This is a genomic window from Roseovarius sp. THAF8 (assembly GCF_009363735.1).
GTDB lineage: Bacteria > Pseudomonadota > Alphaproteobacteria > Rhodobacterales > Rhodobacteraceae > Roseovarius.
Map to the genome: position 1 here is coordinate 3,063,964 of NZ_CP045410.1, position 23,755 is coordinate 3,087,718.

General features: G+C 62.5%; 17 protein-coding genes and 1 tRNA gene. 9 read left to right on the forward strand and 9 right to left on the reverse strand.

Translation table 11 applies throughout. The annotated features are described in order from the left end of the window. Window positions 1-360 precede the first annotated feature (360 nt). On the forward strand, window positions 361-5,358 hold the full coding sequence (locus FIU85_RS14975) for an ExeM/NucH family extracellular endonuclease (protein WP_152497472.1): 4,998 nt from the start codon (window positions 361-363) through the stop codon (window positions 5,356-5,358). A gap of 526 nt (window positions 5,359-5,884) precedes the next feature. On the opposite strand, the gene FIU85_RS14980 is transcribed toward FIU85_RS14975, so the two are convergent. The 5 genes from FIU85_RS14980 to FIU85_RS15000 all read right to left on the reverse strand — a co-directional run bounded on the left by FIU85_RS14980 (window position 5,885) and on the right by FIU85_RS15000 (window position 9,206). Continuing rightward, window positions 5,885-6,097 carry a hypothetical protein gene (locus FIU85_RS14980; protein ID WP_254701716.1) on the reverse strand — a complete coding sequence of 71 codons (213 nt, stop codon included), beginning with the start codon at window positions 6,095-6,097 and terminating at the stop codon, window positions 5,885-5,887. A gap of 96 nt (window positions 6,098-6,193) precedes the next feature. Beyond that, complete coding sequence (locus tag FIU85_RS14985; RefSeq protein WP_152497473.1) at window positions 6,194-6,826, reverse strand: NADPH-dependent F420 reductase; 633 nt, start codon at window positions 6,824-6,826, stop codon at window positions 6,194-6,196. A gap of 24 nt (window positions 6,827-6,850) precedes the next feature. After that, window positions 6,851-7,612: a carboxymuconolactone decarboxylase family protein gene (locus tag FIU85_RS14990; protein ID WP_152497474.1), complete on the reverse strand. Its 762-nt coding sequence runs from the start codon at window positions 7,610-7,612 to the stop codon at window positions 6,851-6,853. Window positions 7,613-7,721: 109 nt separating this feature from the next. Further along, window positions 7,722-8,651 carry a LysR family transcriptional regulator gene (locus tag FIU85_RS14995; RefSeq protein WP_254702917.1) on the reverse strand — a complete coding sequence of 310 codons (930 nt, stop codon included), beginning with the start codon at window positions 8,649-8,651 and terminating at the stop codon, window positions 7,722-7,724. A 90-nt stretch (window positions 8,652-8,741) separates the two neighbouring features. Further along, window positions 8,742-9,206 carry a cupin domain-containing protein gene (locus tag FIU85_RS15000; protein WP_152493649.1) on the reverse strand — a complete coding sequence of 155 codons (465 nt, stop codon included), beginning with the start codon at window positions 9,204-9,206 and terminating at the stop codon, window positions 8,742-8,744. Between the two features lie 263 nt (window positions 9,207-9,469). Here FIU85_RS15000 and FIU85_RS15005 point away from each other — a divergent pair, with 263 nt between their 5' ends. Continuing rightward, window positions 9,470-9,925, forward strand: a complete 456-nt coding sequence (locus FIU85_RS15005; RefSeq protein WP_254701714.1) for a cyclophilin-like fold protein — start codon at window positions 9,470-9,472, stop codon at window positions 9,923-9,925. A gap of 88 nt (window positions 9,926-10,013) precedes the next feature. Then, the gene (locus FIU85_RS15010; protein WP_152493648.1) at window positions 10,014-10,760 is read left to right on the forward strand and encodes an SDR family oxidoreductase; all 747 of its coding nucleotides are present in this window, start codon (window positions 10,014-10,016) and stop codon (window positions 10,758-10,760) included. Window positions 10,761-11,095: 335 nt separating this feature from the next. On the opposite strand, the gene FIU85_RS15015 is transcribed toward FIU85_RS15010, so the two are convergent. Further along, complete coding sequence (locus tag FIU85_RS15015) at window positions 11,096-12,766, reverse strand: triacylglycerol lipase (protein ID WP_152497475.1); 1,671 nt, start codon at window positions 12,764-12,766, stop codon at window positions 11,096-11,098. A gap of 407 nt (window positions 12,767-13,173) precedes the next feature. Between FIU85_RS15015 and FIU85_RS15020 the strand changes: the two genes are divergently transcribed. The 5 genes from FIU85_RS15020 (at window position 13,174) to FIU85_RS15040 (ending at window position 17,630) form a co-directional block, all read left to right on the forward strand. Then, a tRNA-Gly gene (locus FIU85_RS15020) sits at window positions 13,174-13,247 on the forward strand. A gap of 105 nt (window positions 13,248-13,352) precedes the next feature. Continuing rightward, complete coding sequence (locus tag FIU85_RS15025) at window positions 13,353-15,149, forward strand: ABC transporter transmembrane domain-containing protein (protein WP_152497476.1); 1,797 nt, start codon at window positions 13,353-13,355, stop codon at window positions 15,147-15,149. 120 nt (window positions 15,150-15,269) lie between these two features. Next, window positions 15,270-16,256 carry an NAD(P)H-binding protein gene (locus FIU85_RS15030; RefSeq protein ID WP_254702918.1) on the forward strand — a complete coding sequence of 329 codons (987 nt, stop codon included), beginning with the start codon at window positions 15,270-15,272 and terminating at the stop codon, window positions 16,254-16,256. Window positions 16,257-16,315: 59 nt separating this feature from the next. Continuing rightward, window positions 16,316-17,224 carry a GTPase Era gene (gene era, locus FIU85_RS15035; RefSeq protein WP_152497477.1) on the forward strand — a complete coding sequence of 303 codons (909 nt, stop codon included), beginning with the start codon at window positions 16,316-16,318 and terminating at the stop codon, window positions 17,222-17,224. 73 nt (window positions 17,225-17,297) lie between these two features. After that, on the forward strand, window positions 17,298-17,630 hold the full coding sequence (locus tag FIU85_RS15040; protein ID WP_152497478.1) for a DUF1491 family protein: 333 nt from the start codon (window positions 17,298-17,300) through the stop codon (window positions 17,628-17,630). Window positions 17,631-17,881: 251 nt separating this feature from the next. On the opposite strand, the gene FIU85_RS15045 is transcribed toward FIU85_RS15040, so the two are convergent. Both FIU85_RS15045 and FIU85_RS15050 read right to left on the reverse strand, forming a co-directional pair. Beyond that, window positions 17,882-18,256, reverse strand: a complete 375-nt coding sequence (locus FIU85_RS15045; protein WP_152497479.1) for a VOC family protein — start codon at window positions 18,254-18,256, stop codon at window positions 17,882-17,884. Window positions 18,257-18,261: 5 nt separating this feature from the next. Then, a complete protein-coding gene (locus FIU85_RS15050; RefSeq protein WP_152497480.1) occupies window positions 18,262-21,321 on the reverse strand; it encodes a VWA domain-containing protein in 3,060 nt (1,019 codons plus the stop codon). A gap of 153 nt (window positions 21,322-21,474) precedes the next feature. Here FIU85_RS15050 and recO point away from each other — a divergent pair, with 153 nt between their 5' ends. Next, window positions 21,475-22,209, forward strand: coding sequence for a DNA repair protein RecO (gene recO, locus FIU85_RS15055; protein WP_152497481.1), 735 nt, complete (start codon window positions 21,475-21,477; stop codon window positions 22,207-22,209). A gap of 426 nt (window positions 22,210-22,635) precedes the next feature. Here the strand turns inward: recO and FIU85_RS15060 are convergent, their stop codons facing one another. Then, window positions 22,636-23,634 (reverse strand): LLM class flavin-dependent oxidoreductase, encoded by a 999-nt coding sequence (locus tag FIU85_RS15060; RefSeq protein WP_152498277.1) that lies wholly within the window; start codon window positions 23,632-23,634, stop codon window positions 22,636-22,638. Window positions 23,635-23,755 lie beyond the last annotated feature (121 nt).

Genomic DNA, 23,755 nt, shown 5'->3' on the forward strand with positions numbered 1-23,755 from the left:
GCTATTTCGTTTGATCGACCAAATTTTTTCAACGGTGCGGCGCGGCGTGAAGAAGCAGGCTTTTCCCATCGCATTCAACAAAAAGAGTACGCCGGAGACGGTTGTAGAAGAACGGGAAAATCGAACGTGACCAGAGGGTGAAAGCTGATAGCAACGAGCGGGTCGATTTGTATCCGAGAAAGTTTATCAAGCCTGAATAGCGGAGTGATGCAAAGGCATCTCGCATGTGCGTCAAAGACTGTGGTTTGTCCAACGCCTGAGTTCGAGCGCAGGATATATGCGAGCCGGTCGACACAATACTGATACGTCGCCCTGCAACGTTCGCGTCAACCAAATCTGGATTTACCTGGGAGATTCGGCATGACCGCTTGGTGGCGCAATTTTGAGTTCGGCAATTCCAAATCCAACATCCTGACCGGCTCGGTCTATTCCGACTATATCTTTGGGTTTGGCGGGGACGACGAGATTTCCGCGGGGGACGGTAACGACACTATCTTTGGCGGCTGGGGCGATGACATCCTGGAAGGCGGCGCGGGCGATGACCTGATCGTTGGCGGTCTCGGTTTTGACACTGCGGTCTACGAGGGTGGGCTGGACGATTACGACATCATAGTGCGTGGTGGATGGTTGGGGCGCAACGTGACGGTTTCCGGCGCCTCGTCTACGGCAGTCGGCGACGCTGGCACGGATCGGCTGAAAAGCGTTGAGGCGCTTTATTTTGCGGCCGATGACCTGACGATCTTTGTGAATGGGCGCAATAATGCCGTCATCGCGGGCGATGACAGCGTGGACGCCGCAGAGGATGGCCCGACCGGGATCGCGGTGGCCGATCTTCTGGCGAATGACCGCGACTTCGATGGGGACACCATCGCGATTACCGCAATTTCGGCCACTTCCGCGTCTGGCGCGTCGGTCCGCCTTGTGGGCGATCAGGTGGTCTATGAGCCAGGCACGATTTTCGATGCGCTGGACGATGGCGAGACGGCGACCGATACCTTTACTTACACTGTCGATGATGGCCGGGGTGGCACAACCGACGCCGTGGTTACCGTGACCGTCCAAGGCGCGAATGACGCCCCCGTCCTGTCGGCACTTGCGGAGGTCACCATCGACGAGAACACGACCGCCGTTCCGGCCCAGATCATGGGCAGCGACGTGGACGGTGACACGCTTGCATATTCAATCACCGGCGGTGCGGATGCGGCGTTCTTCCAGATCGACGCACAAACCGGCGCGCTCAGTTTTGTGTCCGCGCCGGATTTCGAGGCCCCTGCCGATGCCGGTGGCGACAATGTCTATGACGTGCAGGTCGGCGTCAGCGATGGCGACGTGACCGAGACGGCCGATATCGCCGTGACCTTGGCCGATGTCGCGGAAATCGACGCCCGCATCAACGAGTTTCACTATGACAATGCCGGTACCGATGCCGGTGAGTTTGTCGAGATCCGGGTGGGCGCGGGCCAGGATGTTTCGGGCCTGCTGATCGAGTTCTACCGCGACACCGGCACCGTCTACGACACCGAGACATTGGCGGCGACGCCGGACAGCACGCAAGGTGACTTCGACTATTACCTTGTCGAACTGCCGACCAACGGCATCCAGAACGGCCCGGCGGACGGGATCGCCCTGTCGAACAACGGAGAGCTCATCGAGCTGCTGAGCTACGAAGGAACGCTGACCGCGACCGAAGGCACCGCGGCGGGCGTCACCTCGACCGATATCGGCGTCGCCGAAGGCAGTGGCACACCCATCGGCGCATCGCTTGAACGTGCCGAGGATGGTGACGGCTGGACGGTGGCCGATCAGGACACGCGCGGATTGAACAACGATTTCGTTCCGCTGGCGCAGATCGTGATTTCGGAGATCATGCAGAATCCGGCAGCGGTTTCGGATGCGGACGGTGAGTATTTCGAGGTCTACAATTCGGGCGAGCAGGCTGTCGATCTGAATGGATTCACGATTACCGACAATGACTCCGACGCGCATGTCATTGAAAATGGTGGCCCGCTGCTGATCCAGCCTGGCCAATACCTTGTTCTGGGACGCAACGCCGATACGCTCAGCAACGGGGGGGTAACGGTCGACTATCAATACAGCGGCGTGGCCCTCGCGAACGGGGCCGACGAAATTGTCCTGACCGACACTCAGGGCCGCGAAGTGGACCGCGTTGAATATGACGGTGGGCCGGATTTCCCCGATCCGAACGGCGCATCGATGGAACTGACCGACCTTTCCACAGACAACAACATCGGCAGCAACTGGGTAACCGCAACGCAGGCATTCGGAGACGGCGATCTGGGCACCCCGGGTGCCGAAAACGGCGGGGCGCCGGAGCCTTTTGCCGGACGGATCAACGAGTTCCATTACGACAATGACGGTGCGGACGCGGGTGAGTTCGTCGAAATCCGTGTCGCAGCAGGGACCAATGTGGTCAACACGACGCTTGCGCTTTACAATGGCAGCAACGGCAGCCTGTATGAAACCTACAGCTTGCCCACGACGCCGGCGTCCAGCGACGGCACCTTTGACTATTACGTCGTTGACACTCCCGGTCTTCAGAATGGCAGCCCGGATGCGATCGCGCTGGTGAATGACGGCTCGGTGGTCGAATTCCTCAGCTACGAGGGCGAATTTACCGCCCTTGGCGGTCCGGCGGCGGGCCTGGCCTCAACCGATATCGGCGCGTCGGAATCCGGCAACACGCCCGAGGGGTTTTCGCTGCAGCGCAATGAAGATGGGACATGGCGCGTACCCGAGGCCGAAACACGCGGGGCCGCCAATGACGGCATCACTCCGCCGCAGGGGATTGTGATCAACGAATTCCGCATCTCAAGCGGGGGATCGAGCGACGATACCTCGAACTTTGTCGAGCTTCTTGGCACACCTGGCCAGGGCTTTGACGGTCTGACGCTACTTGCCGTCTCGGGCGAATTCGAACCAGGGCAGGTGGACTATGCCATCTCGCTCGACGGCGCGGTTGCCGACGAGAACGGATTTCTTCTGATAGCGGAAGACAGCAACCCGGCGCTGGAGGCTGGTGATGTCGGCGTGGCAGGGCTTGATTTATTCGGCTCGCCTCAGACTTTCTTGCTGGTCGACGGGTTCACCGGCAGTGCCCGCGACGATCTGGACACGGGCAATGACGGAACCTTCGACATGGGCGTGGGCAACGTGATTACCTCTTTGTCCCTGATCGATGGTGACGGCGCGCCTGATGTAAGCTATAGCAGCGATATCTTTGGTCCCGACGGATCCTTCACACCGGCGGGCGGGGCGCGCGACCCCGATGGCAGCGGCACCTTCACGCAGCTGGCGTTCGGCGACACGTCGCAGGACACACCGGGCGAGAGCAACGCGGCAGGCCCGGCAACGCCCGCGCTCATCTCGGAGGTGCAGGGAGCCGGTCCGGTTGCCGCCCGCTTTGGCGAAGTGGTCACCGTGACGGCGATCGTGACGTATCTGGTGGACGATGGGTTCTTCCTGCAGGAAGAAGACACCGACAGCGATGGTGATGCCGCCACTTCGGAAGGCATTTTCATCTTCACCGGTGAGGGCGCGAGCCTCCCGAGCCTTGGTGACCAGGTCTCGGTCACGGGCACTGTGACGGAGTTCTTCGACGAAACCCAGATCGGCGACGTGACCGACATCAGCGTGGTTTCGTCCGGCAACGCGATGCCGACCATGGCCGAAATCATGCTTTCCGACACTGCATCGAATTTCGAGGCGATCGAGGGGATGCGCTTTCGCCTGTCGAGCGGCATAGCCGGTGAAGAAATTACCGTGATCGAGAATTTCAACTTCGACCGCTTCGGTGAGATCACTGTCAGCGCCGGCACCCAGACCCAGGCGACCCAACTGTTCGACGCTCAGACCGAGGCCACGGAGGTGGCCGCGGTGATCGAGGGCAATCTCAACAACCGGCTGATCATCGACGACGGGGTGTCGGGGCAGAACCCGGACGCCTTCGAGTACGTGCCGAACCTGACCGCGGGTGACGATGGCAATGGAATCCTGAATGCGGCCGACACTTTCACCGCAGAGGGCGCCACTCTGCGGTTGGGGTCCGAGATTACGGGTGTAACCGGGCATCCGGAACAAGATGATATCACCGGGGTGATGCGGTTCGGTTTCGGCGAATACCGGATGCTGGTCGACGGCCAGTTGGTGATTGACCCGGCGACCAACGAAGATGCCCGCCCGGATACGCCAGAGGATGTCGGAGGCGATATCCAAGTGGCGTCTTTCAACGTGCTGAATTACTTTACTTCTTTCAGTGACGGCACCGCGACCAACCCGGCGGGGCAGGCGCGTGGTGCAACGTCCGCATCTGATCTTGACCGGCAGACGGCCAAGCTGGTCGAGGCGTTCTTTGGAACGGGGGCGGAAGTCTTTGCCATTCAGGAGATCGAGAATAACGGGTTTGGTCCTGGCTCGGCGATTGCCACCCTTGTCGATGCGCTGAATGCCGAGGCGGCGCTGCGCGGCTCTTCGTCGGTCTACGCCTTCGTTGATCCGACAACGGATGCCGGACCCATCGGCACCGACTCGATAACCACAGGGCTGATTTATGACACCACGGCGGTGAGCCTCGTCAGTTCCGATTTCATCGTGTTCGACGAGCTGTCGGCCGCGACTACCTTCGGATTGGCTGATGTGCTGAACGCCGTAATCGCGTCCGGAGAACAGTTGGATGATTTTCAGCGCAACCGTCCCAGCGTCGCGGCGGAGTTCGAGGATGTTGTCACGGGCGAGACGTTCACCGTGTCGTCCAGCCATTTCAAATCCAAGGGCGACAGCGGGCTTGTCGACCTGGTGGTAGCTGCGCAAACCTATCTGGACGGTGGTGGTACCGGCATCACGCAGGCCGACATCGACGCGCTGCGCGCCGACCCGAACTATGACCAGGGCGATGGTCAGGGCTTCTGGAACGCGGTGCGGACCGATGCGGCGGGTGAACTGGCGAACTGGCTGGAGAATGACTACGCCGGAACCGGCACGGAGAACTACCTGATGCTTGGGGACTTCAACGCCTATGCCGAGGAGGACCCGGTTCAGACGATCGCAGACGACGCCGATTACACCGATCTGATCGACAGTTTCATCGGTCAGGAAAATGCCTTCAGCTTCGTTTTCGACGGACAGCAGGGAACGCTTGACCAGGCTCTGGCATCAAATGATGTCGTCAGCATGGTCACCGGCGTAACCGAGTGGCATATCAACGCGCAAGAACCCGACCTGTTGAACTACAGCAGCCGATTCAATGATCCGGGCTTCTATAGTGACGATGTCTTCGCCTCTTCCGATCACGATCCGCTGATACTCGGGCTCGACACGCAGCCTGACGATCTTGTGGTCTGACCAGAGAGCCTTGGGCCTGATGGGGTTCGGTAAGTGGCCGAACCCCAATAAGACCTAGGCTCGCGAAATGCTTGATTGTTGGGACATAGAAGTATGGGTTTCGTGCAGATGACCGGGGGTCAGCTCGTTCCAGCGCCGCAATCTTGTCTCATGTAAACTCTTTCACGCAGACCTATGTGGAAGTTTAGAACAGCGTAGACACTTAAAGAATTGGGCGGGGAGCGGACCTTCGCTGCATCAATGTTCAACGTCCGCTTTGGCGAAATCTTCAATCCAGTGTGTCGGTTGGAGCATTGATATTGCCGGACGTTCGTCTGATAGGGGAACCATGATAGCCGAGTAGGCAGGGTGTGAAACGCGAAACATTTTCAGACATGCCGCAACGGCTGATCTAGGTCACAGTCGGCGAGTTAATTCCAACCTCAAAGCCCAAGCGTCTTGACCACATGCGCGGGGCCCACGGGCCGGATGCGCGTCGGGTTCAGTGCCTTGATATAATAGTAGCCGCGCGTGATATGGTCCATGTTCACGGTCTCGCGCACGCCTGGGATATCCAGCATCCGCTGCAGAAGAGCCGACAGGCGTGGGTAGTCCGCGAACTGGCGAAGCCGGATTTGTAGACGCCGTTGTTCAGCTTGTCGTAGATCACGGCGTTCAGCGTGTCGATCTCTGCGGCCAGGTCCTGCGGGTAGAAGCGCAGATCGGACGGTATCATTTCGCCGAAGGCGGTGTCGAACATTCGCAGGTCCGGGACGGTGTAGTTCTCAATGGATCGTAGCGAATGTCATCCGGGCTGGATGTCCATGCGTTCCGGCCAAAGCCCGTGCCGTCGATCTCAGAGCTTGGTGAAGCGATAGGTCAACGCCGGGCCGCCCGCTTGGGCGTAAGCCAGTTCCGCCGTCACCATGGCAAAAGGCTCAGCGAACCTCGCAGTTCGCAAAGAGCCCGCCTCAAGCGGCTCAAATCCCGCGTCGCGGATCAGCTTTTGGGCGATCTTCTTGGCCGAGGCATCGTCACCATAGGTCAGGACCTGAGGTGCCGGACTTTGCCCTTTGCCGGAAAGAACCGGCCTGAAGGCCTCGGACGGCACCGTGTTGAAACACGACACCCACCGCGCAGCGGGCCGCAGGCGCGCCAGTTCCTCCGCGCCCGAGGTCGTCGCGCCAAGAACCAATTCGGAATTCGCCTCGTTCAACGGCACGCAGCAGTTCAGCACGACCTTTCCCTCCAACGCCCCCGCCTGCTCCAGGACGTCCGGGATGCGCGACCAGCGCACGGCAAGCAGGAGGACATCGGCATAGCGCACCGCCTCGTCCACCCGCCCGGCCAGCGCGCCGTATTGGCGCGCCAGCATATTCAGTTTGGACGTGTTTCGGGCATAGGAAAAAATCACGTCATGCCCGCACGCGGCCCAGACACGGCCCAGTTGCGATCCCATCAGGCCAGAGCCGAGGATACCGATTTTCATGGGTCTTTTCTCCGCTGACGGGCCTTACTCGGACCGGTTCTCGAACACGTCCTTGGCCACCGGCATGGCGGAAAAGACCTTGGGCCAGCCGGAGTAGTAGGCCAGATGCGACAGCATCGCGCCCGCCTCGTCCTGGGTCAGGCCGTTATCCATGGCGCGGTTGAGGTGAAACGTCATCTGTTCCGCCTGACCCGCTGCGATCAGCGCGGCAACGGTCACAAGGCTGCGGTCGCGCGGCTCCAGCGCAGGACGGCGCCAGAGGTCGAGGAACAGCAGCTGCTCGGTATCGTCAACGACACCTTGGCTCACGCTGCCATAGGTGCCTTGCACGAACTCCTGGCGGCTCGCCTCAGCTTCCTCGTCATAGCCCAGCAACTCGGGGTCCACTGCCGAAAGGTCCTCGGCGGTGATGCCGCGCGCCTCGAAAACCGGCGCGGCAGCCGTTGCGGCAGCGGTCGCATTGCCCCAGCCGGTGTAAAAGGCCAGATGCGTGATCGTCTCGGAAATCTCGGCCGCGGTGACGCCCGCGTCCAGCGCCAGCGCCACGTGATCGGACAAGGCGCCCGTGTCTTGCCGTGTCATCAGCGCGGCAAATGTGACAAGCGCGCGGTCGCGGTGCGACATTGCCTCGTCCGTCCAGACTTCGCTGAAAAGCGAATTGTTAGAATAAGCCTCAAGCGCCGGGGCGACCTTGCCCACGGCATCGGGCAGGGTCTGCGTGGCGTCCTGGGCCACGGCGGCGCTGGTCATGAGGCCGAGCGCGGAAACTGTCAGGAAGGTCTTCATCGGGGGATCTCCTTGGTTCGCTGTGATCTCCGCCCTCATATGGTGCGATTGACCTAGGCCTTAATGGCCGGGATGCTCAAACCATTCATGATCCCTTCTCATCAATCGCTCAGCCCTTTTCGCGGAGTGCATCCAGCACGACACCAAACGCCGAAGAGGGCCGCTGGCGGCTGGGGTAATAGAGGTGGAACCCGGGGAAATAAGGGCAATAACCCTCCAGACACAGGCGCAGTGCCCCGCTGTCCAGATGGGCCTGCGCCAGCCGCTCGGGTACAAGGGCCAGCCCATGCCCGTCCTTCGCCGCCCGCAGCACCGGGTTGATCGTGTTGAAAATCGCCCGCCCCTGCACCTTGACCCGGATTTCGGTGCCGTCCTCGTCTTCGAACTCCCACGCGTAAAGCGCACCATGATTGGTGAGACGCAGGTTTATGCACTGGTGTCCGGTCAGGTCTTGCGGCACGTCGGGCGTGCCCGCCACATGGAAATACCCCGGCGCGCCGACGCACACCATCCGTTCCTCCGGGCCGATGCGCATCGCGATCATGCCATCGCTCACTTGGTCGCCATATCGCACGCCCGCATCGCACTGGCTTTCGGCCAGATCGGTATAGCCATAGTCCATCACGAACTCGACCTTCACGTCTGGGTATTCCTTCAACACCGGAGACAGCTTGGGCCAAAGCAGGGACTCGATGGCATACTCCACCCCTACGATACGCACCGTCCCAGACGGCGCGCCCTGAGAGTCGTTTAGCGCATGAAGACGCGCCTCGATCTTTTCCAGACAAGGGTTCAGAGTGGCGAGCAGGTCCTCACCCTCCAGCGTCGGCGCGACAGAGCGCGTCGTGCGCGTCAGAAGCCGCAGACCAAGGCGCTGCTCCAGCCCCTTGATCGTATGGCTGAGCGCAGATTGCGACACGTTGAGCCGTGCTGCGGCCCGGGTAAAGCTGCGCTCTTCGGCCACGGCGGCCAGCGCGATAAGGTCCTGGATATTCTCTCGAAGCATGAGGGCGCCTTGGATCTGCGGATCGATGATCACGTCGGTTGCCCCTCAGAATATATGTCGAATTTTCATGTGTCGAAGAATTATGCCGCCCCGCCGAATGAATGGGCGGAGCGGCAAGAGTCGCTACTCGGCCCCGTATTCGGCGTCGGTCACATGCTCGCCCCAGACGACGTTCTCACCGTCGGCGAACTGCTGCACCGCGATATGCGTGACAGCCGTGCTGTCCGTCGCGCCATGCCAATGCTCGACTTCCGGCGGACACCAGACCACGTCGCCGGCCTGCATGACGTGGCGCTCCTGACCGCGTTCCTGTACCCAGCCGGTGCCCTCGGTCACGATGAGCATCTGGCCCGCCGGATGCGTGTGCCAGGCCGACCGTGCGCCGGGCAAGAAGGTCACTTTGCCCGCGTTCACGGCAAAGGGCTCGTTGGCGGGGAAAACCGGCTCGATATAGGCGGTGCCGGTGAAGAGATCGGTATCGCCGATAAAGCCCTCTTGATCGCTCGCGCGAGTGATTTCCATGGATTGGGCGAAGGCGCCGGGCGCGGCCAGCCCCAGAGCAAGTGTGGGTCCCAGAATTCGTGTCATGTCGAAAAATCTCCTTTTGGCTGCGTTTATGGGTCGGTCACCGCGACCGTCCCGACATGAACGGCTACCTAAAGCGCGTGATGGCCCGTATCATGGGCGGCATTCGGCAAGCGGACATGAGGAGGGTTCATGAATGATTGCCCTCATCACTCGGCGAACAATGTCACCCATTCATGAGGCGCCTTCATGAGAGGTAGAGATTCAGCGGGGATTATCCCGCGCCGCCATCGGCGTATATCCCCCTCAAAACCAAGGGGACGACCATGATCGGATCAACCACGAACATTGCCCGGCTGGCCATCGCGGCCCTGACGATCAGCCTTGCCCCCGCCGCAGAGGCAACCGACCAAGGAAAGGAGGCCGCCATGACCGAAATCAGAGTGATCGTCGGGGAAAAGACCCTGACAGCCACGCTCGACACGACGCCGGTGACACAGGATTTTGCGGCGCTTCTGCCTCTCGACCTGACGCTGAGCGATTACCACGGGATTGAGAAAGTCGCCGATCTGCCGCGCAAGCTGGACACCAGCGGTGTTCCGGACAGCTATGAGCCCAAGGCCGGTGACATCACGCTTTATGCGCCTTGGGGCAATCTGGCGATCTTCTACAAGCCATTCCAGCGCTCGCGTGGCCTTGTGCGGCTTGGCGCCTTTGACGGGCCGATCGACGTGCTTGTCCGCGACGGAGATTTCCCTGTCCGCATCGAGCTGGCGGACTAGGCCCCCCTGAACCTCAACCCACCCACATCTGGCAGGGCTTTCACAGCCTGTCCGCCCCAAACCTGCATCCAAAACGAAAGGACACATCATGACCGACAACATCACAGGCAAAGTCATCGTCATCACCGGCGCCTCCTCGGGCATGGGCGAGGTCACGGCCCGCGACCTGGCCGCCAAAGGCGCGAAACTTGCCCTTGGCGCGCGCCGCAAGGACCGGCTCGACAGCATCGTCAAAGACATCACCGACGCGGGCGGCGAGGCCGTCGCGATGGAAACCGACGTGACCAAGCTCGACGACGTGCGGGCGCTCGTCACCAAGGCCAAGGACACTTTCGGCCGCGTCGACGTCATCTTCAACAACGCGGGTCTCATGCCGCTCTCGCCCCTCGAAAGCCTGCGGATCGACGAGTGGGACCAGATGATCGACGTGAACATGAAGGGCACACTTTACGGCATTGCCGCCGTGCTGCCGATCTTCAAAGAGCAGAAATCTGGCCAGGTCATCAACGTGTCCTCGGTCTATGGCCATATCACCGTGGCGTCCGGCGCGGTCTATTGCGCCACGAAGCACGCCGTGCGCTCGCTTTCCGAAGGGTTGCGGCAGGAGGTCAAGGATTACAACGTGCGCGTCACCGTGATCTCGCCGGGCGCAGTGGATACAGAGCTTACACAGCATATCACCGAGCCTGAACTTGGCGACAACGTGCGCGACTTCGTCAAGGAGATCGCCGTGCCCGCCAGCACGATGGCTGACATGGTGTCTTTTGCCGTGTCCCAACCGGAAAACGTCGACGTGAACGAGATCCTGTTCCGTCCGACCGTGCAGCCTGTGTAATTTCGAGTACTGCCGGCGCCGCTGAAATGGCGGCGCTGAAACCTCGCCCCCTATGCCGAGGCATCAATGCCAATGTCCAAGTGGTATCCGATATTCTAGAAGACTTCTTGTCGTGTATGTCGCAGATCCGAATTAGGAACACGATAGCCAACTTGTAAAAAGCACAGCACAGGCAAGGTTGCTGCCTGTCCCAACATGCCATAATTTTAGACTTCGCCGCGTCATGGACTCACTCCAGTCGTTCGCCGGGCTGACCGTTAAGGTCCGCTTCGGGCCGCGAGTTTCAGCTTTACACCCCGTAGATTGCCTAAGGATCGTGAAAGCAAGCCACTTCGTTAGTTCACGGGGAGGTCAATGCCTCCAATCCGAACAATAGTGTCATCACCACTCTCAATGAACTCGATGTCCGGTGCGGATCCTCCAGTACAGATGTTGATTTCGTCTTCAAGACCAAAAGCTCTCATAACCTCTCTCGCTGTGTTCTTCATACCGTCTAACTGCGAAAAGTACTCAAAATGTTCGCAGTCAAACTTGCGGACAGTTGGGTTGGGCGCAGCCTCCGCAGAGGAACGTGGCACGACGATGTCGTTCGGAGATCCAACTATCTGGTCTATTCCGATCCTAACAGCTTTGGTAATCAGACTACGTATTCCCCACCCGGAAATCTGTGGCGCAGCTCCGGATACAGCCCAGGTGCTAAGCGAACCATATTTGTTCTCACGGTCTTCAAGATCTTCGAGAAAAGTCGACACCAGATTTCCAACAGGCTGAAGATCGTCTATGCCTTCAATGCGCCTGACGTGTTTCAGGTAGCAGAACAGCATGTCGAGAGCGATCAACTGGTCAGACTGACCTTTGAGCAGTAAGTAGGATCCCTCATATCTCCCTGGCAACTGCGCCAGTTTCGCTCCAGTGTGTGGAGTGCCAAATGTAGCAAAAATCTTAATCCTGTCGTTCCATCCATTTCCACGGAAAAGCAGATGTTGAATGGCCCGGCTCGTTACAAGCCCACCGCGCGAATGGGCGATAAGAGCGAGTTTGGTGTCCGATGCTTCAAAGCGATCATGTAGGGCGTCGGCCAGCGCTTGTCCGCTTTTATCTATTCCGCAGAACGTATCATGCGGAAAACCGATGTGACCAACCTTGTCAAACACTGATTCCACACATCTTCGGTCTAGTGCCCCGTCGGTATAAAGATTGATACGCAACGACGACCAAGCGTCGCGGAATCCATCGAAACTCCCGGCATCTGTCGAGAAGAGTCCGTGAACATAGACTAAAGCCATGGAGTGCTTGTCTGGGTTAAATGTCTGGACTGCGTTCGGATGGTCGAGGCGATCTAGCGGCATGGCTCCATGTCCATGTTTGAAAGCGCGACTTCGCAGTTCATTTACGTACCAGTTCGCTGCTTCGTTTGCGGAGGTGAAATTTGGCCGGACCCAGCCGTAACCTACGAGCATCCATTTGCTAGCGGTATAAAGACCTTTCAATTTCAGGAGCGCGATGGAAAGCGACCCGTGGTCTAAAATGAGCATTGGCAGTTCATCATGCGCAGCAACGCGGCACGGGCGATCATCATTCTCTGGTTGCCAGGCAAACACAATTCCAACGCTGGTGTCGCTGAAGGTTGGATATTCCATCAAAGAGGCGAGCCCCTCGCAACCGGAAACAAGGGTTTCGAGCGGTGTAAGATCGCGCTGTGACTCGAGTGTGTCCTTCAGAAAAATCTCTATCTGATCTTGATTGATTGGCGGCGGCGGCTCGGAGGGAAACCTGCTAATGATCTCCAGGAACACTGCCTCTTGTTCCTCTATGGAAGATGATGACAATTGCGCAGTCATCGCCGCGTGTGATAACCACTTCACGTCCTGTCGAGTTTCCAGCAACAGCAACTTCGACCCACCAACCCAGATTACTGGGCCCGAGGGATCAACTTCTATCAGACCTTCAGGAGCGAACTCCATGCTTTCAGTTTGAAGCAGTTGTCCATCTTCCAGTGGCCGCATGGATTTCCCCTTCAGCTTTCAAATCGTTTTGTGGTGCGACTTTGAGAGTTTACCATTAGAAAGTTTTCTAAGTGATGCTTAGCAGTGATACGCTAGCATACCAACTTTCAGACTTTCGATTCATGAAACCCGGGCGTGGTTCCATGACAGTGAGTTCGATCAGGTAAGGTTCGTTACTCTTTTGTATTGTGCAGGGCACTTTGAGCGGCAAGCGGAAGAAGTTCGAGTGATCGCTTTGTCGGCAAGCCGGGCGTGCCAGCAACCTTGTGTTTTGCATCGGCAGCAAATGGCGGCTTTGGCGGGCCGCACAGCAGCATGAGCTGCCCACCGGCAACGGCAGGTATGGGCCGTTCTCGACGTGGCACTTGACCCTGCCGTGCGCATGAAATATCCGTCTGAATTGACGAGCGGGCGTTGTGTAATGGTAAGACCCTTGCCTTCCAAGCAAGAGATACGGGTTCGATTCCCGTCGCCCGCTCCAGCTTCTTCCTTCCAGTTCCAGGGGCGATGAAAGACTGCAACGCCCTTGACCCCGGCGTCCCGCGCGGCCATGAGGAGGTCCGGGAAAAATCGCGTTTGGGGATACATGGTACGCAAGGCCGAAAACGGCGCAGACATGATTGAGCGGGCGAAGTCGAAGCGTATGGGCGCCTTGTCGGAGCTCTGGCCGTTCCTGCGTCCGTACGGGCGGCTTTTGACGCTTGCGATACTTGCGCTGGTGATGACGGCCTGTGTTTCGCTGGTGCTGCCCTTGGCGGTCCGGCGCGTGGTCGACAATTTCGGAGCCGAGGACGGCGCGATCCTGGACCAGTATTTCCTTGCGGCTGTCGGTATCGCCGGGCTCTTGGCGATCGGTACCGGCCTGAGATACGCGTTGGTGACGCGGCTGGGCGAACGGGTCGTGGCGGACATGCGCAAGGCGGTGTTCGACAAGGTGATCGGACTGAGCCCCGCCTTCTATGAACGCACGATGACGGGTGAAATCCTGAGCCGCGTGACGACCGATACCACGCTCATTCTGTCCGTCATCGGGTCGTCCATCTCCATCGCGTTGCGAAACCTGTTGATCTTTGTCGGCGGGCTGGTCCTGATGCTGTTCACCTCGGCCAAGCTGACCGGAATGGTGTTGCTTCTGGTGCCGCTGATCATCGTGCCTATCCTGACCCTGGGGCGAAAACTGCGCAAGCTGAGCCGCGAAAACCAGGACTGGATCGCCGCCAGTTCCGGCAATGCGTCAGAGGCGTTGTTGAACGTGCAGACGGTTCAGGCCTTTACCCATGAGACGGCCAGTCGTGCCGCGTTTTCGGACGTCACGGAGCGCAGTTTCGACGTGGCCCGGCGGCGCATCTGGGTGCGCGCCCTGATGACGGTTATCGTTATTTTCCTCGTTTTTACCGGGATCGTCTGCGTGCTGTGGATCGGTGCCCGGGATGTGCGGGCAGACCAGATGACCGGCGGCACGCTGGTGCAGTTCGTGATCTATTCGGTCATGGTGGCCGGCTCGGTGGCCGCCCTGTCGGAAATCTGGGGAGAACTTCAGCGCGCCGCTGGCGCGACGGAACGCTTGGTCGAATTGCTCCAGGCCGAGGACGAGGTCCAGGACCCGGCGCACCCCGAGGTCTTGCCGCGCCCCGTCAAAGGCCGCATTGCCTTCGAGAATGTCAGCTTCACCTATCCGACGCGCCCCGATGCGCCGGCGCTGCATGAATTGAACCTGGTGATCGAACCGGGCGAGACGGTGGCGCTGGTGGGGCCGTCCGGCGCGGGCAAGACCACGATCATCCAGATGATTCAGCGTTTCTATGATCCGCAAACCGGACGGGTGATGCTGGACGGCGTGGCGCTCGATCAGTTGGCGCGGCCCGACTTTCGGGCGGAGCTGTCACTGGTGCCGCAGGAGCCGGTCATCTTCGCCGCGTCGGCGCGGGACAATATCCGCTTTGGCCGGATTGATGCAGCGGATTCCGAAGTCGAGGCCGCGGCACGAGCGGCGGCGGCGCATGAGTTCATCATGGCGCTGCCGGACGGGTATGACACCTATCTGGGCGAGCGCGGCGTGATGCTGTCCGGTGGCCAGAAACAGCGGGTGGCCATCGCCCGCGCGATCCTGCGGGACGCGCCCGTGTTGCTGCTGGACGAGGCGACCTCGGCGCTGGATGCCGAGAGCGAGCGGGCGGTGCAGCAGGCAGTCGACGGGCTGGCCAAGGACCGCACCACGGTGATCGTGGCGCACCGGCTGGCGACGGTGAAGAAGGCCGACCGGATCATCGTGATGGAACAGGGGCGCATCGTGGCGGAAGGCACCCATGACAGCCTCGTGGCCGAGGGCGGGCTTTATGCCCGGCTGGCGCGGTTGCAGTTCACCGACGGGGCGGCGGCCTAGGGCGGGGCCAAAAGCTTTGAGAAAGCTTTTGGAAAATCCTTTCTCAAAGGATTTGCGGCGGTGCGTTGGTTTCGGATGGCACCTTGTGTAGTCTTTTCAAAACACCAGCGGGTGCCGTTGATGCGCGAGGATTCAGCCTATCTTTTGCAGCCGTCCGGCGCGACGATGCGTGTTGTCCTGTTGGGGGCAAGCGGCACGATCGGGCGGGCGGTCTTGGAGGTGCTGCTGGCCGATGGTCATGACGTCGTGTGCCCGTTGCGCCGCACCGACCCGGCAGTGCCTGAGCGGGTGCAGTGTGTCATCGGTGACCTGTCTGCGCCCGACCTGCTGGAGGACACGATGCGCGGGGCCGACGCCGTGGTCAGCTGCCTGGCGTCGCGATCGGGCGCGCCCGGGGATGCCTGGGCTGTCGACCATGGGCTGAACGCGGCGGCCCTGCGGGCGGCAGAGGCGCAGGGCGTCGGGCGGTTCATCCTGCTGTCGGCGATCTGCGTGCAGAGGCCGGCGCTGGCGTTCCAGAAGGCCAAGCTGGCCTTCGAGGCGGAGTTGCGGGCCTCAACCCTGTGCCACGTGATCGTGCGGCCCACTGCGTTCTTCAAATCGCTGTCCGGGCAGATGGACAGGATGCGGGCGGGCAAGCCTTACCTGGCCTTCGGCGACGGCAGGCTGACGGCCTGCAAGCCGATCAGCGACGGCGATCTGGCGCGGTTCATCGCGAACACGCTGACCAACCCGGCCTGCGACAACCGCGTCCTGCCGGTGGGCGGGCCCGGTCCGGCACTGACCCCGGAAGAGCAAGGCCGGTTGCTGGCCGATTCGCTGGGCGTTCCGTTCCGGATGAAACGGGTGCCGGTGGGTTTGCTCGACGCCATCATTGCCACATTGAGTGTTACCGGAAGGTTAAACAGGCGTGCCCGCGCCAAGGCGGAGCTGGCGCGGATCGGGCGGTACTACGCCACCGAGTCGATGCTGGTCTGGGACGACGCCCGGCAGTGCTACGACGCCGACGCCACACCGGAATTCGGGCAGGACCGGCTGGAGGACTTCTATGCAAGGCTTGCGGCGGGTGAGATCGCGCTGGAGCGGGGCGACCATGCGGTGTTCTGAACTGGTCAAGGGCGCAGGGATCGGGTAGGGGAAGCCCTTATGACAAAAGGCTTTGCATCATGACCCAACGCGCCGGTTTCATCGCCCTGATCGGGGAGCCCAATGCGGGCAAGTCCACGCTGCTGAACCGAATGGTGGGCGCGAAGGTCAGCATCGTGACGCACAAGGTGCAGACCACGCGGGCGCGTATTCGTGGCGTGGCCATCGAGGGTGACGCGCAGCTGGTCTTCGTGGATACGCCGGGGCTGTTCGCGCCGCGCCGCAGGCTGGACCGGGCGATGGTGGCCGCGGCCTGGAGCGGGGCGGCGGATGCGGACGTGATCGTGCTGCTGATCGAGGCGCATCGGGGCGTGACCGAAGGCGTCGAGAAGATCCTGGACGGGCTGAATGAATTGCCCAAGCGGCGGCGCGTGGCGCTGGCGATCAACAAGATCGACCGGGTGCCATCCGAGGTTCTGCTGGGGCTGACCAAGAACCTGAACGAACGCTATGCATTTGTTGAGACTTTCATGATTTCCGCCGAGAAGGGGCATGGTGTCGAGGACCTGCGTACATGGCTTGCGGGCGAGGTGCCCGAGGGGCCGTGGCTCTATCCCGAAGACCAGATCGCGGACCTGCCGATGCGGATGATCGCGGCCGAGATGACGCGCGAAAAGCTGACACTGCGGCTGCACCAGGAACTGCCTTACCAGTTGACCGTCGAGACCGAGAACTGGGAAGAGCGTGAGGACGGATCGGCGCGGATCGACCAGGTGATCTATGTCATGCGGGACGGTCACAAGGGGATCGTCTTGGGCAAAAAAGGCGAGACGATCAAGGCGGTTAGCCAGGCGGCGCGGGCGGAGCTGGAAGAGTTCCTGGGGCGGCGCGTGCATCTTTTCACGCAGGTGAAGGTGCGGCCCAACTGGCTGGAGGAAGCCGAGCGGTATTCCGAGATGGGCCTTGATTTCAAGGACGGGAACCGGTGACGGACCTTGGCAGAGAGGCTCCGGATCGGGGTCCGGGACAGGCCCCAAATCGAAGTCCGGGGCGGCAGGCGCGATGAGCCGGTTGACGGCGGAGTTCTGGGTGCAGGCCTACCTGGCGCGGCTGCGGCTGATGGAAATCCCGGCCTTCGTGGTGGCGCATGGCGATGACACCGGCGGCGCGGTGCTGGTCAAGCTGAACACGCTGGATGGGCAAGCGGCTGTTTTTCAACGCTCTTTTGACCTGATGAGTGGCGCGCGGACATGGGTCACGCTGGCCGAGGGGGACGAGCGCGATGTCGATCAGGCGGTGGCGAAACAGCGGTCTTTCGATCCGGATCTGTGGGTGATCGAGGTGGAGGACCGGCAGGGGCGGCACCTGCTGGACGAGCCTGGCTTGAGGGATTGAGGGCAGGTGGGTTGGCACCCACCCTACGGGGTCGGACAAAGGTTAACGGGCTCGGATTCGGTGAAAACGGGATGTCGGTATCGCGTCGGTATCCGGGTGGTATTGCGACGGTGCGGTTTCAAAGGGTCCGGCGGGTTAACGGGGCGTGCGCGGTAAAGGGGCGGTTAATGCCTTCGGCGCTGGTCCGGGTGGCTGGCAGGTCCCGGATCAGGTCCGGGACGGGGACGGTGATGTGACAGCCGGGGGGGGTGCTACGCCTCTTCCTGGCGGGCGATCCACCAGGTCGTGCCGCTGGCATCGCGGACGCCGCCGCGCAGGTCGCCGTCGCCCTTGGATTGCATCGGCTGGATCACCTCGGCCCCTGCCGCCACGGCACGGTCGAAGGCGGCCTCGGCATCGGCGAGGTAGAGGTGCAGGTTTGCAGGCGGACCGTCCGGCATTTCGCCCATCATCACGACGCTGTCGCCGATCCGGCATTCGGCGTGCAGGATGCCGCCGCCGCCCTCGCGTTCGATCACGCGGAGGCGGTCGGCGTTGAAGGCGGCAGTGCAGAAGTCGAGCACCGCCGCCGCGTCCGGCACGATCAGGTAGGCGGAGACGTCGGGGTAGCCTTGGGGTTTGTGCATCGGTCTTACTCCACGGTGATGACCTTGCGGGCGAGCACCTCTTGCCCCGAGACGTCGAGGAAACGCAGCTCGTAGACGCCGGGTTCATTCGGCAGGTCGATCTGCACGCCGGTGGCGCCGTCGGTGATCTTGACGGCCTGAAGCCAGGTGAAGATCGCCTGGTTGCCGCGCGCCAGCGTGATGCGCTGATCGGCGCTGGTGCTGTCTACCTGCCAGGAGACGTCGATGGTGCTGCCGGGGGCCGCGTTGTCGGGCGCGGTGAGGGCGGCGCCGGTGTTGAGGGCGGCGTCTGCGGCCAGCACCTCGACCGTGTGGCGGGCCAGCACGCGGGTGCCTTCGCGCAGGAGGTAGCGCACCTCGTAAAGGCCGGGGTCGGAGGGGGCTTCGAGGGTGGCGGAAGTGGCCTCGCGCACCGAGAGGTAGGTGCCGAACGTGTCATCCGCCGCGCCCATCGGGACGAGGTTGATGTAGTCGTTGGTGGCGACCGTGCCGCTCCATTCGACGGCGATGTCGTCGCCCGCGCGGATCTGGTCGGGGCCGGTGACCGTGACCTCGGGCGGGGTCAGTTCGATCATGGCGGTGGCCAGAACCTTGGGGCCTTCGCGCATCAGGTAGCGCAGCTCGTACATGCCGGGATCGGCGGGCATGGTCAGCGCCACCTGCGACGCGTCACGCACGACCTGGTAATTGCCGAACTCGCTTTCGGTCGCGCCGGCGGGGACGACGACCACATAATCCTGCGGGTTCACGGTGCCGGTCCATTTCACGGTGACAGAAGAGCCAGTCGCGGCGCTGTCGGGGCCGGAGATGGTGACCTGCGGTTCGGTGACCTCGATCATGGCGGTGGCCATGACCTTGGGGCCTTCGCGCAGGAGGTAGCGCAATTCGTACATGCCAGTGTCGGAGGGCGCGGTGAGCGTCGTCTCGGAATTGTCGCGGACCACCTGGTAGTTGCCGAACTCGTTTTCGGCAGCGCCTACGGGGACGATGGTGACATAGTCCTGGGCGTTCACGGTTCCGGTCCACGAGACGGTGAACTGCGCGCCCGTGCTGACGGTTTCGGGGCCGGAGACGGTGACCTGAGGCTCAGTCACCTCGATCATTGCGGTGGCCATGACCTTGGGGCCTTCGCGCAGGAGATAGCGCAGTTCGTACATGCCGGGATCCGACGGCGCGATCAGGCGCGTCTCGGTGTCTTCTCGGACGGGCTGGTAGCTGCCGTAGGTGTCGGGCTCGGCGCCGACGGGCACGATGGTTACGTAATCCTTGGGATTGACCGTGCCGGTCCAGGAGACGGTGAACTGTGCGCCGGTGGCGACTGTTTCGGGGCCCGAGACGGTGACCTCGGGGTTGGCCACCTCGATGGGGGCAGTCGCCAGCACGCGCGGGCCTTCGCGCAGGACGTAGCGCAGTTCGTACATGCCGGGGTCGGAGGGCATGGTGAGTGTCACGGTGTCATCGTCGCGCACCGGCTGATAGCTGCCGTAGGTGCCGGCGTCCGAGCCCGTGGGCGCGATGGTGATGTAGTCCTTGGCATTGACCGTGCCGGTCCAGCTGACGGGGACCTGCGCGCCGGTGACGGCGGTGGCGGGGCCGCTGATGGTGACCTCGGGCGTCAGAAGCTCGATGGTGGCGCGGGCCAGCGTCTTGTTGCCTTCGCGCTGGATGTAGCGGATCTCGAACATCCCCGGATCGGCGGTGGCCAGAAGGCGACCGGAGCTGTCGTCGAGGACGGGGAAGTAGTTGGTGTAGCTGCCTTCCTCGGCGCCCATGGGAACGATGGTGATGTAGTCCTTGGCGTTGACCGTGCCCGCCCAGCTGACCGGGATTTCGGCGCCGGTGAGGGCGGTTTCGGGCGTCTGGAGCGTGACCTGCGGGTCGGCCACCTCGAGCGGGCGGCTGGCGACGGTGCGGCTGTCGACGTTGAGGATGTAGCGGATCTCGTAGAGGCCGGGATCGGCGGGGGCTGTGAGGTCGAAGCTCTCATTCTTGTTGATGGCGCGGTAGTTGGCGAGCGTGCCGGCATCGGCGCCGGCGGGGACGATGGCGATATAGTCGCGCGGGTTTATGGTGGTCGACCAGCTGATGGCCACGGGCGCGCCGGTCTGGACGGTGTCGGCGGCTTGCAGGGTGACCTGGGCTGGCGTGATCTCGATGGGGTCGGACCCTAGTACCGCCTTGGTCTCGGTGCTGTAATAGCGGGCCTCGTAGGCGCCGGGCTCGCCGGGCATGGCGAAGGTGACGTCGGAGTTCTTGCCGATGCGGGTGTATTGGCCAAGTTCGGTTTCGGGCGCGTCTGCGGGAGTGACGGCGATGTAGTCGGCCTCGGATTGGGTCGGGTCCCAAGTGATGGTGGTGGGGCTGCCGGCGACGGCCGTATCAGGTGCGTCGACGGTGACCTGGGGCGCCTGCGGTTCGGGCTCGGGGTCCGGTGCCGCGACGGCGGTGGCGACGGCGGAGAGGGCGGCGCCCAGTTCATCGGCGTTGGAGGCCTGGATGTATTGCCCGCCGGTTTCCTCGGCGATGCAGGCGAGCGAGGCGGTGTCCTCGTCTGCGCCAAGGCCGAATCCTACCACGTGGGCGGTAAAGCCGACGCCGCCTTTTTCGAGCGTGCGGGCCAGCTCGCACGGGTCCCGCTCGCAGCTTTCCAGCCCGTCGGAGATGAGGACCACGGTGGCGGGGCGGTCGGTGTACGAAAGCTGTGTCGCGGCCTGTTCCACGGCATCGGTCAGGGGGGTCTTGCCGGTGGGTGTGATGGACTTGATGCGGTCCAGGATTTCCGAGCGCTGCGCCGCGCCGGGCTCGACGATGACCTCGATATCCGAGCAGTCGCCGCGGGCACGGTGGCCGTAGGCCATGAGGCCGACGCTGCGGTCGTCGGCCCAGTCGCCCAGAAGGTTGCCGATGACGTCGCGCGCGATCTCGATCTTGGCGGTGCCGTCGATCTGGCCCCACATGGAGTTGGAGCCGTCGAAGACCACCATGACATTGTCATTCGCAAGTGCCGCCGGAGCTGCGAGAAGCGTGGTGGTCAGCGCCACGGCGCGGGCGGTGGAAATTGTCATCGGATCCCCCTATGCGAAAAATCTATACGGGGGGCAGATAAGCATATCCCGCGCCCCCGGTCATGTCTGGATTTCCAGACCGTGTGTCGGGGCGGGCCTTGGCAGGGTTCATCTTTTGATGTCCTATGGTCCTTCGGAAGGCGGAGCAGTGTCATGGAATGGCGCGACCAAGGTATTGTACTGGCCAGCCGCCCGCATGGCGAGGCGGCGGCGATCCTGGAGGTGTTCACGCCCCTGAAGGGGCGGCATGCGGGCGTGGTGCGCGGCGGGGCGTCGCGCAAGATGGCGCCGGTGTTGCAGCCCGGCGGACAGGTGGATGTGACGTGGAAGGCGCGGCTGGAGGATCACCTGGGCGCGTTCACGGTGGAGCCTGTGCGGTCGCGCGCGGCGGCGTCTTTGGGGGACCGGGTGGCGCTGGCGGGGCTGAACGCGGTGACGGCGCTGCTGATGTTCTGCCTGCCAGAGCGTGAGGCGCACCGGCGGCTCTATGGCCAGACCGAGGCTTTGTTGGACCTGCTGGGACAGGGGGATGTGTGGCCGCTGGCCTATCTCAAGTGGGAGATGGCGCTGCTCGATGAGATGGGGTTCGGGCTGGACCTGGGCGAATGCGCGGTGAAGGGGCGCGAGGCGAACGACCTGAGCTTCATATCGCCGCGCACGGGGCGGGCGGTGTCGCGGGCGGGCGCGGGGGAATGGGCGGACAAGCTGTTGCCGCTGCCTGCGCCGCTGCTGGGCGAGGGAGTGTGCAGCGATGCCGAGATATTGGAGGGGCTAGGGGTGACGGGATATTTCTTGATGCACCACCTGGCGCCGGAGATGGGGCACAAGCCGCTGCCCGAGGCGCGGGCGCGGCTGATCCGGCGGCTGGAGCAGGCGGCGGAGGGGTGAGGGGGGCGGTTGTTCGCGATCGGGTCGCTCATGATCGACAAGAGCGCGTTGGTCTGGTTTGAGCCCACTTTGACGTCAATTGTAGGGTGGGGTTTCACCCCACACTCCCCGTCGTGGTGGGGTAAAACCCCACCCTACAAGGACTGTGACACGGCAGCTTTGTCCGCGCAGCCGACATTCGTGCCGCCGGCAGCGAATGTACGATTCGAGCCTTGAAAGACACCGGTATCGAGCACCAAGCCGGTTAACAGCCGCGCAGCGGCCCGGCCATCGTCAGCCCCTCCCTCGGGCTGGCGATTTGGGGGAGGCTGGGCGCAACGATCCTTCCGAGGATGTGTTTGGCAGGCATGAAGTGCTTCAGAATTGCCGTGGGATCGCCACCCCAGGGGCTGACGATTGCCTCCGTTGGGAGAGGTGGCTGGGGCATCAGGCGGCGTCGGCGGTGGTCATGTCCTGCAAGATCTCGGCGGCGATGCGGAAGGAATTGACCCGCGCGGCGTGGTCGTGGATCTGGCCGGTGAGGATGATCTCATCCGGTTGGTAGCGGTCCTTGAGGACGCCAAGCTGGGCGCGGACGGTGGTGGGGGAGCCGGTGGCGGAGACGCTCAGGGCGTGGTTGATCGACTCCGTCATCTGCGGGCCGATGGCGGCCTCGATATCCTCGACCGGCGCGGGCAGCTTGCCGGGCTGGCCCGTGCGCAGGCGGGCGAAGGCCTGTTGCATGGAGGTGCGCAGGTAGGCGCCCTCGGCGTCGGTTTCGGCGGCGAAGACGTTTGCCGCCAGCATGAAATACGGACGGTCTAGCTGGGCCGAAGGCTGGAACCGGGTGCGGTAGATTTCCAGCGCCTGGTCGAGCGCGTCGGGTGCGAAATGCGAGGCGAAGGCGTAAGGCAGGCCCAGATGCGCGGCCAGTTGCGCGCCGTAAAGGCTGGAGCCGAGGATCCAGACCGGCACATGGGTGCCCTGGCCGGGATGGGCCGAGACGGGGGCGGCGGGATCGGCATCGGCGAAATAGCCCATGAGTTCGACCACGTCGTCGGGGAATCGGTCGGCCTCGAGCCCGCGCCGCAGGGCGCGCGCCACGGCCATGTCGCCGCCCGGCGCGCGGCCGAGGCCAAGGTCGATGCGGCCGGGATGGATGGTGGCGAGCGTGCCGAACTGCTCGGCGATGGTCAGCGGCGCGTGGTTGGGCAGCATGACGCCGCCCGCGCCGATGCGCATGGTCGTCGTCGCCTCGGCGATGTGGCCGATCAGGACAGACGTTGCGGCGCTGGCGATGCCGGGCATGTTGTGATGCTCGGCCAGCCAGTAGCGGTGATAGCCCATCTTTTCGGCCGCGATCGCGAGGTCGCGGCTGTTGGCGATGGCGGTCGCGGTGTCGTGACCTTCGGGCACGGGGGCGAGATCGAGGACGGAATAGCGCATGGCGGGGCCTTTCATCTGTTGGATGTCATCTGGGGGCTGAGGGGCCCGAGAACAACCGTGCGGCGGGCCGGTGGCATTGCGCCGGCTGGTGTCTGCGGCCTAGGATCGGCGGATCGGACGG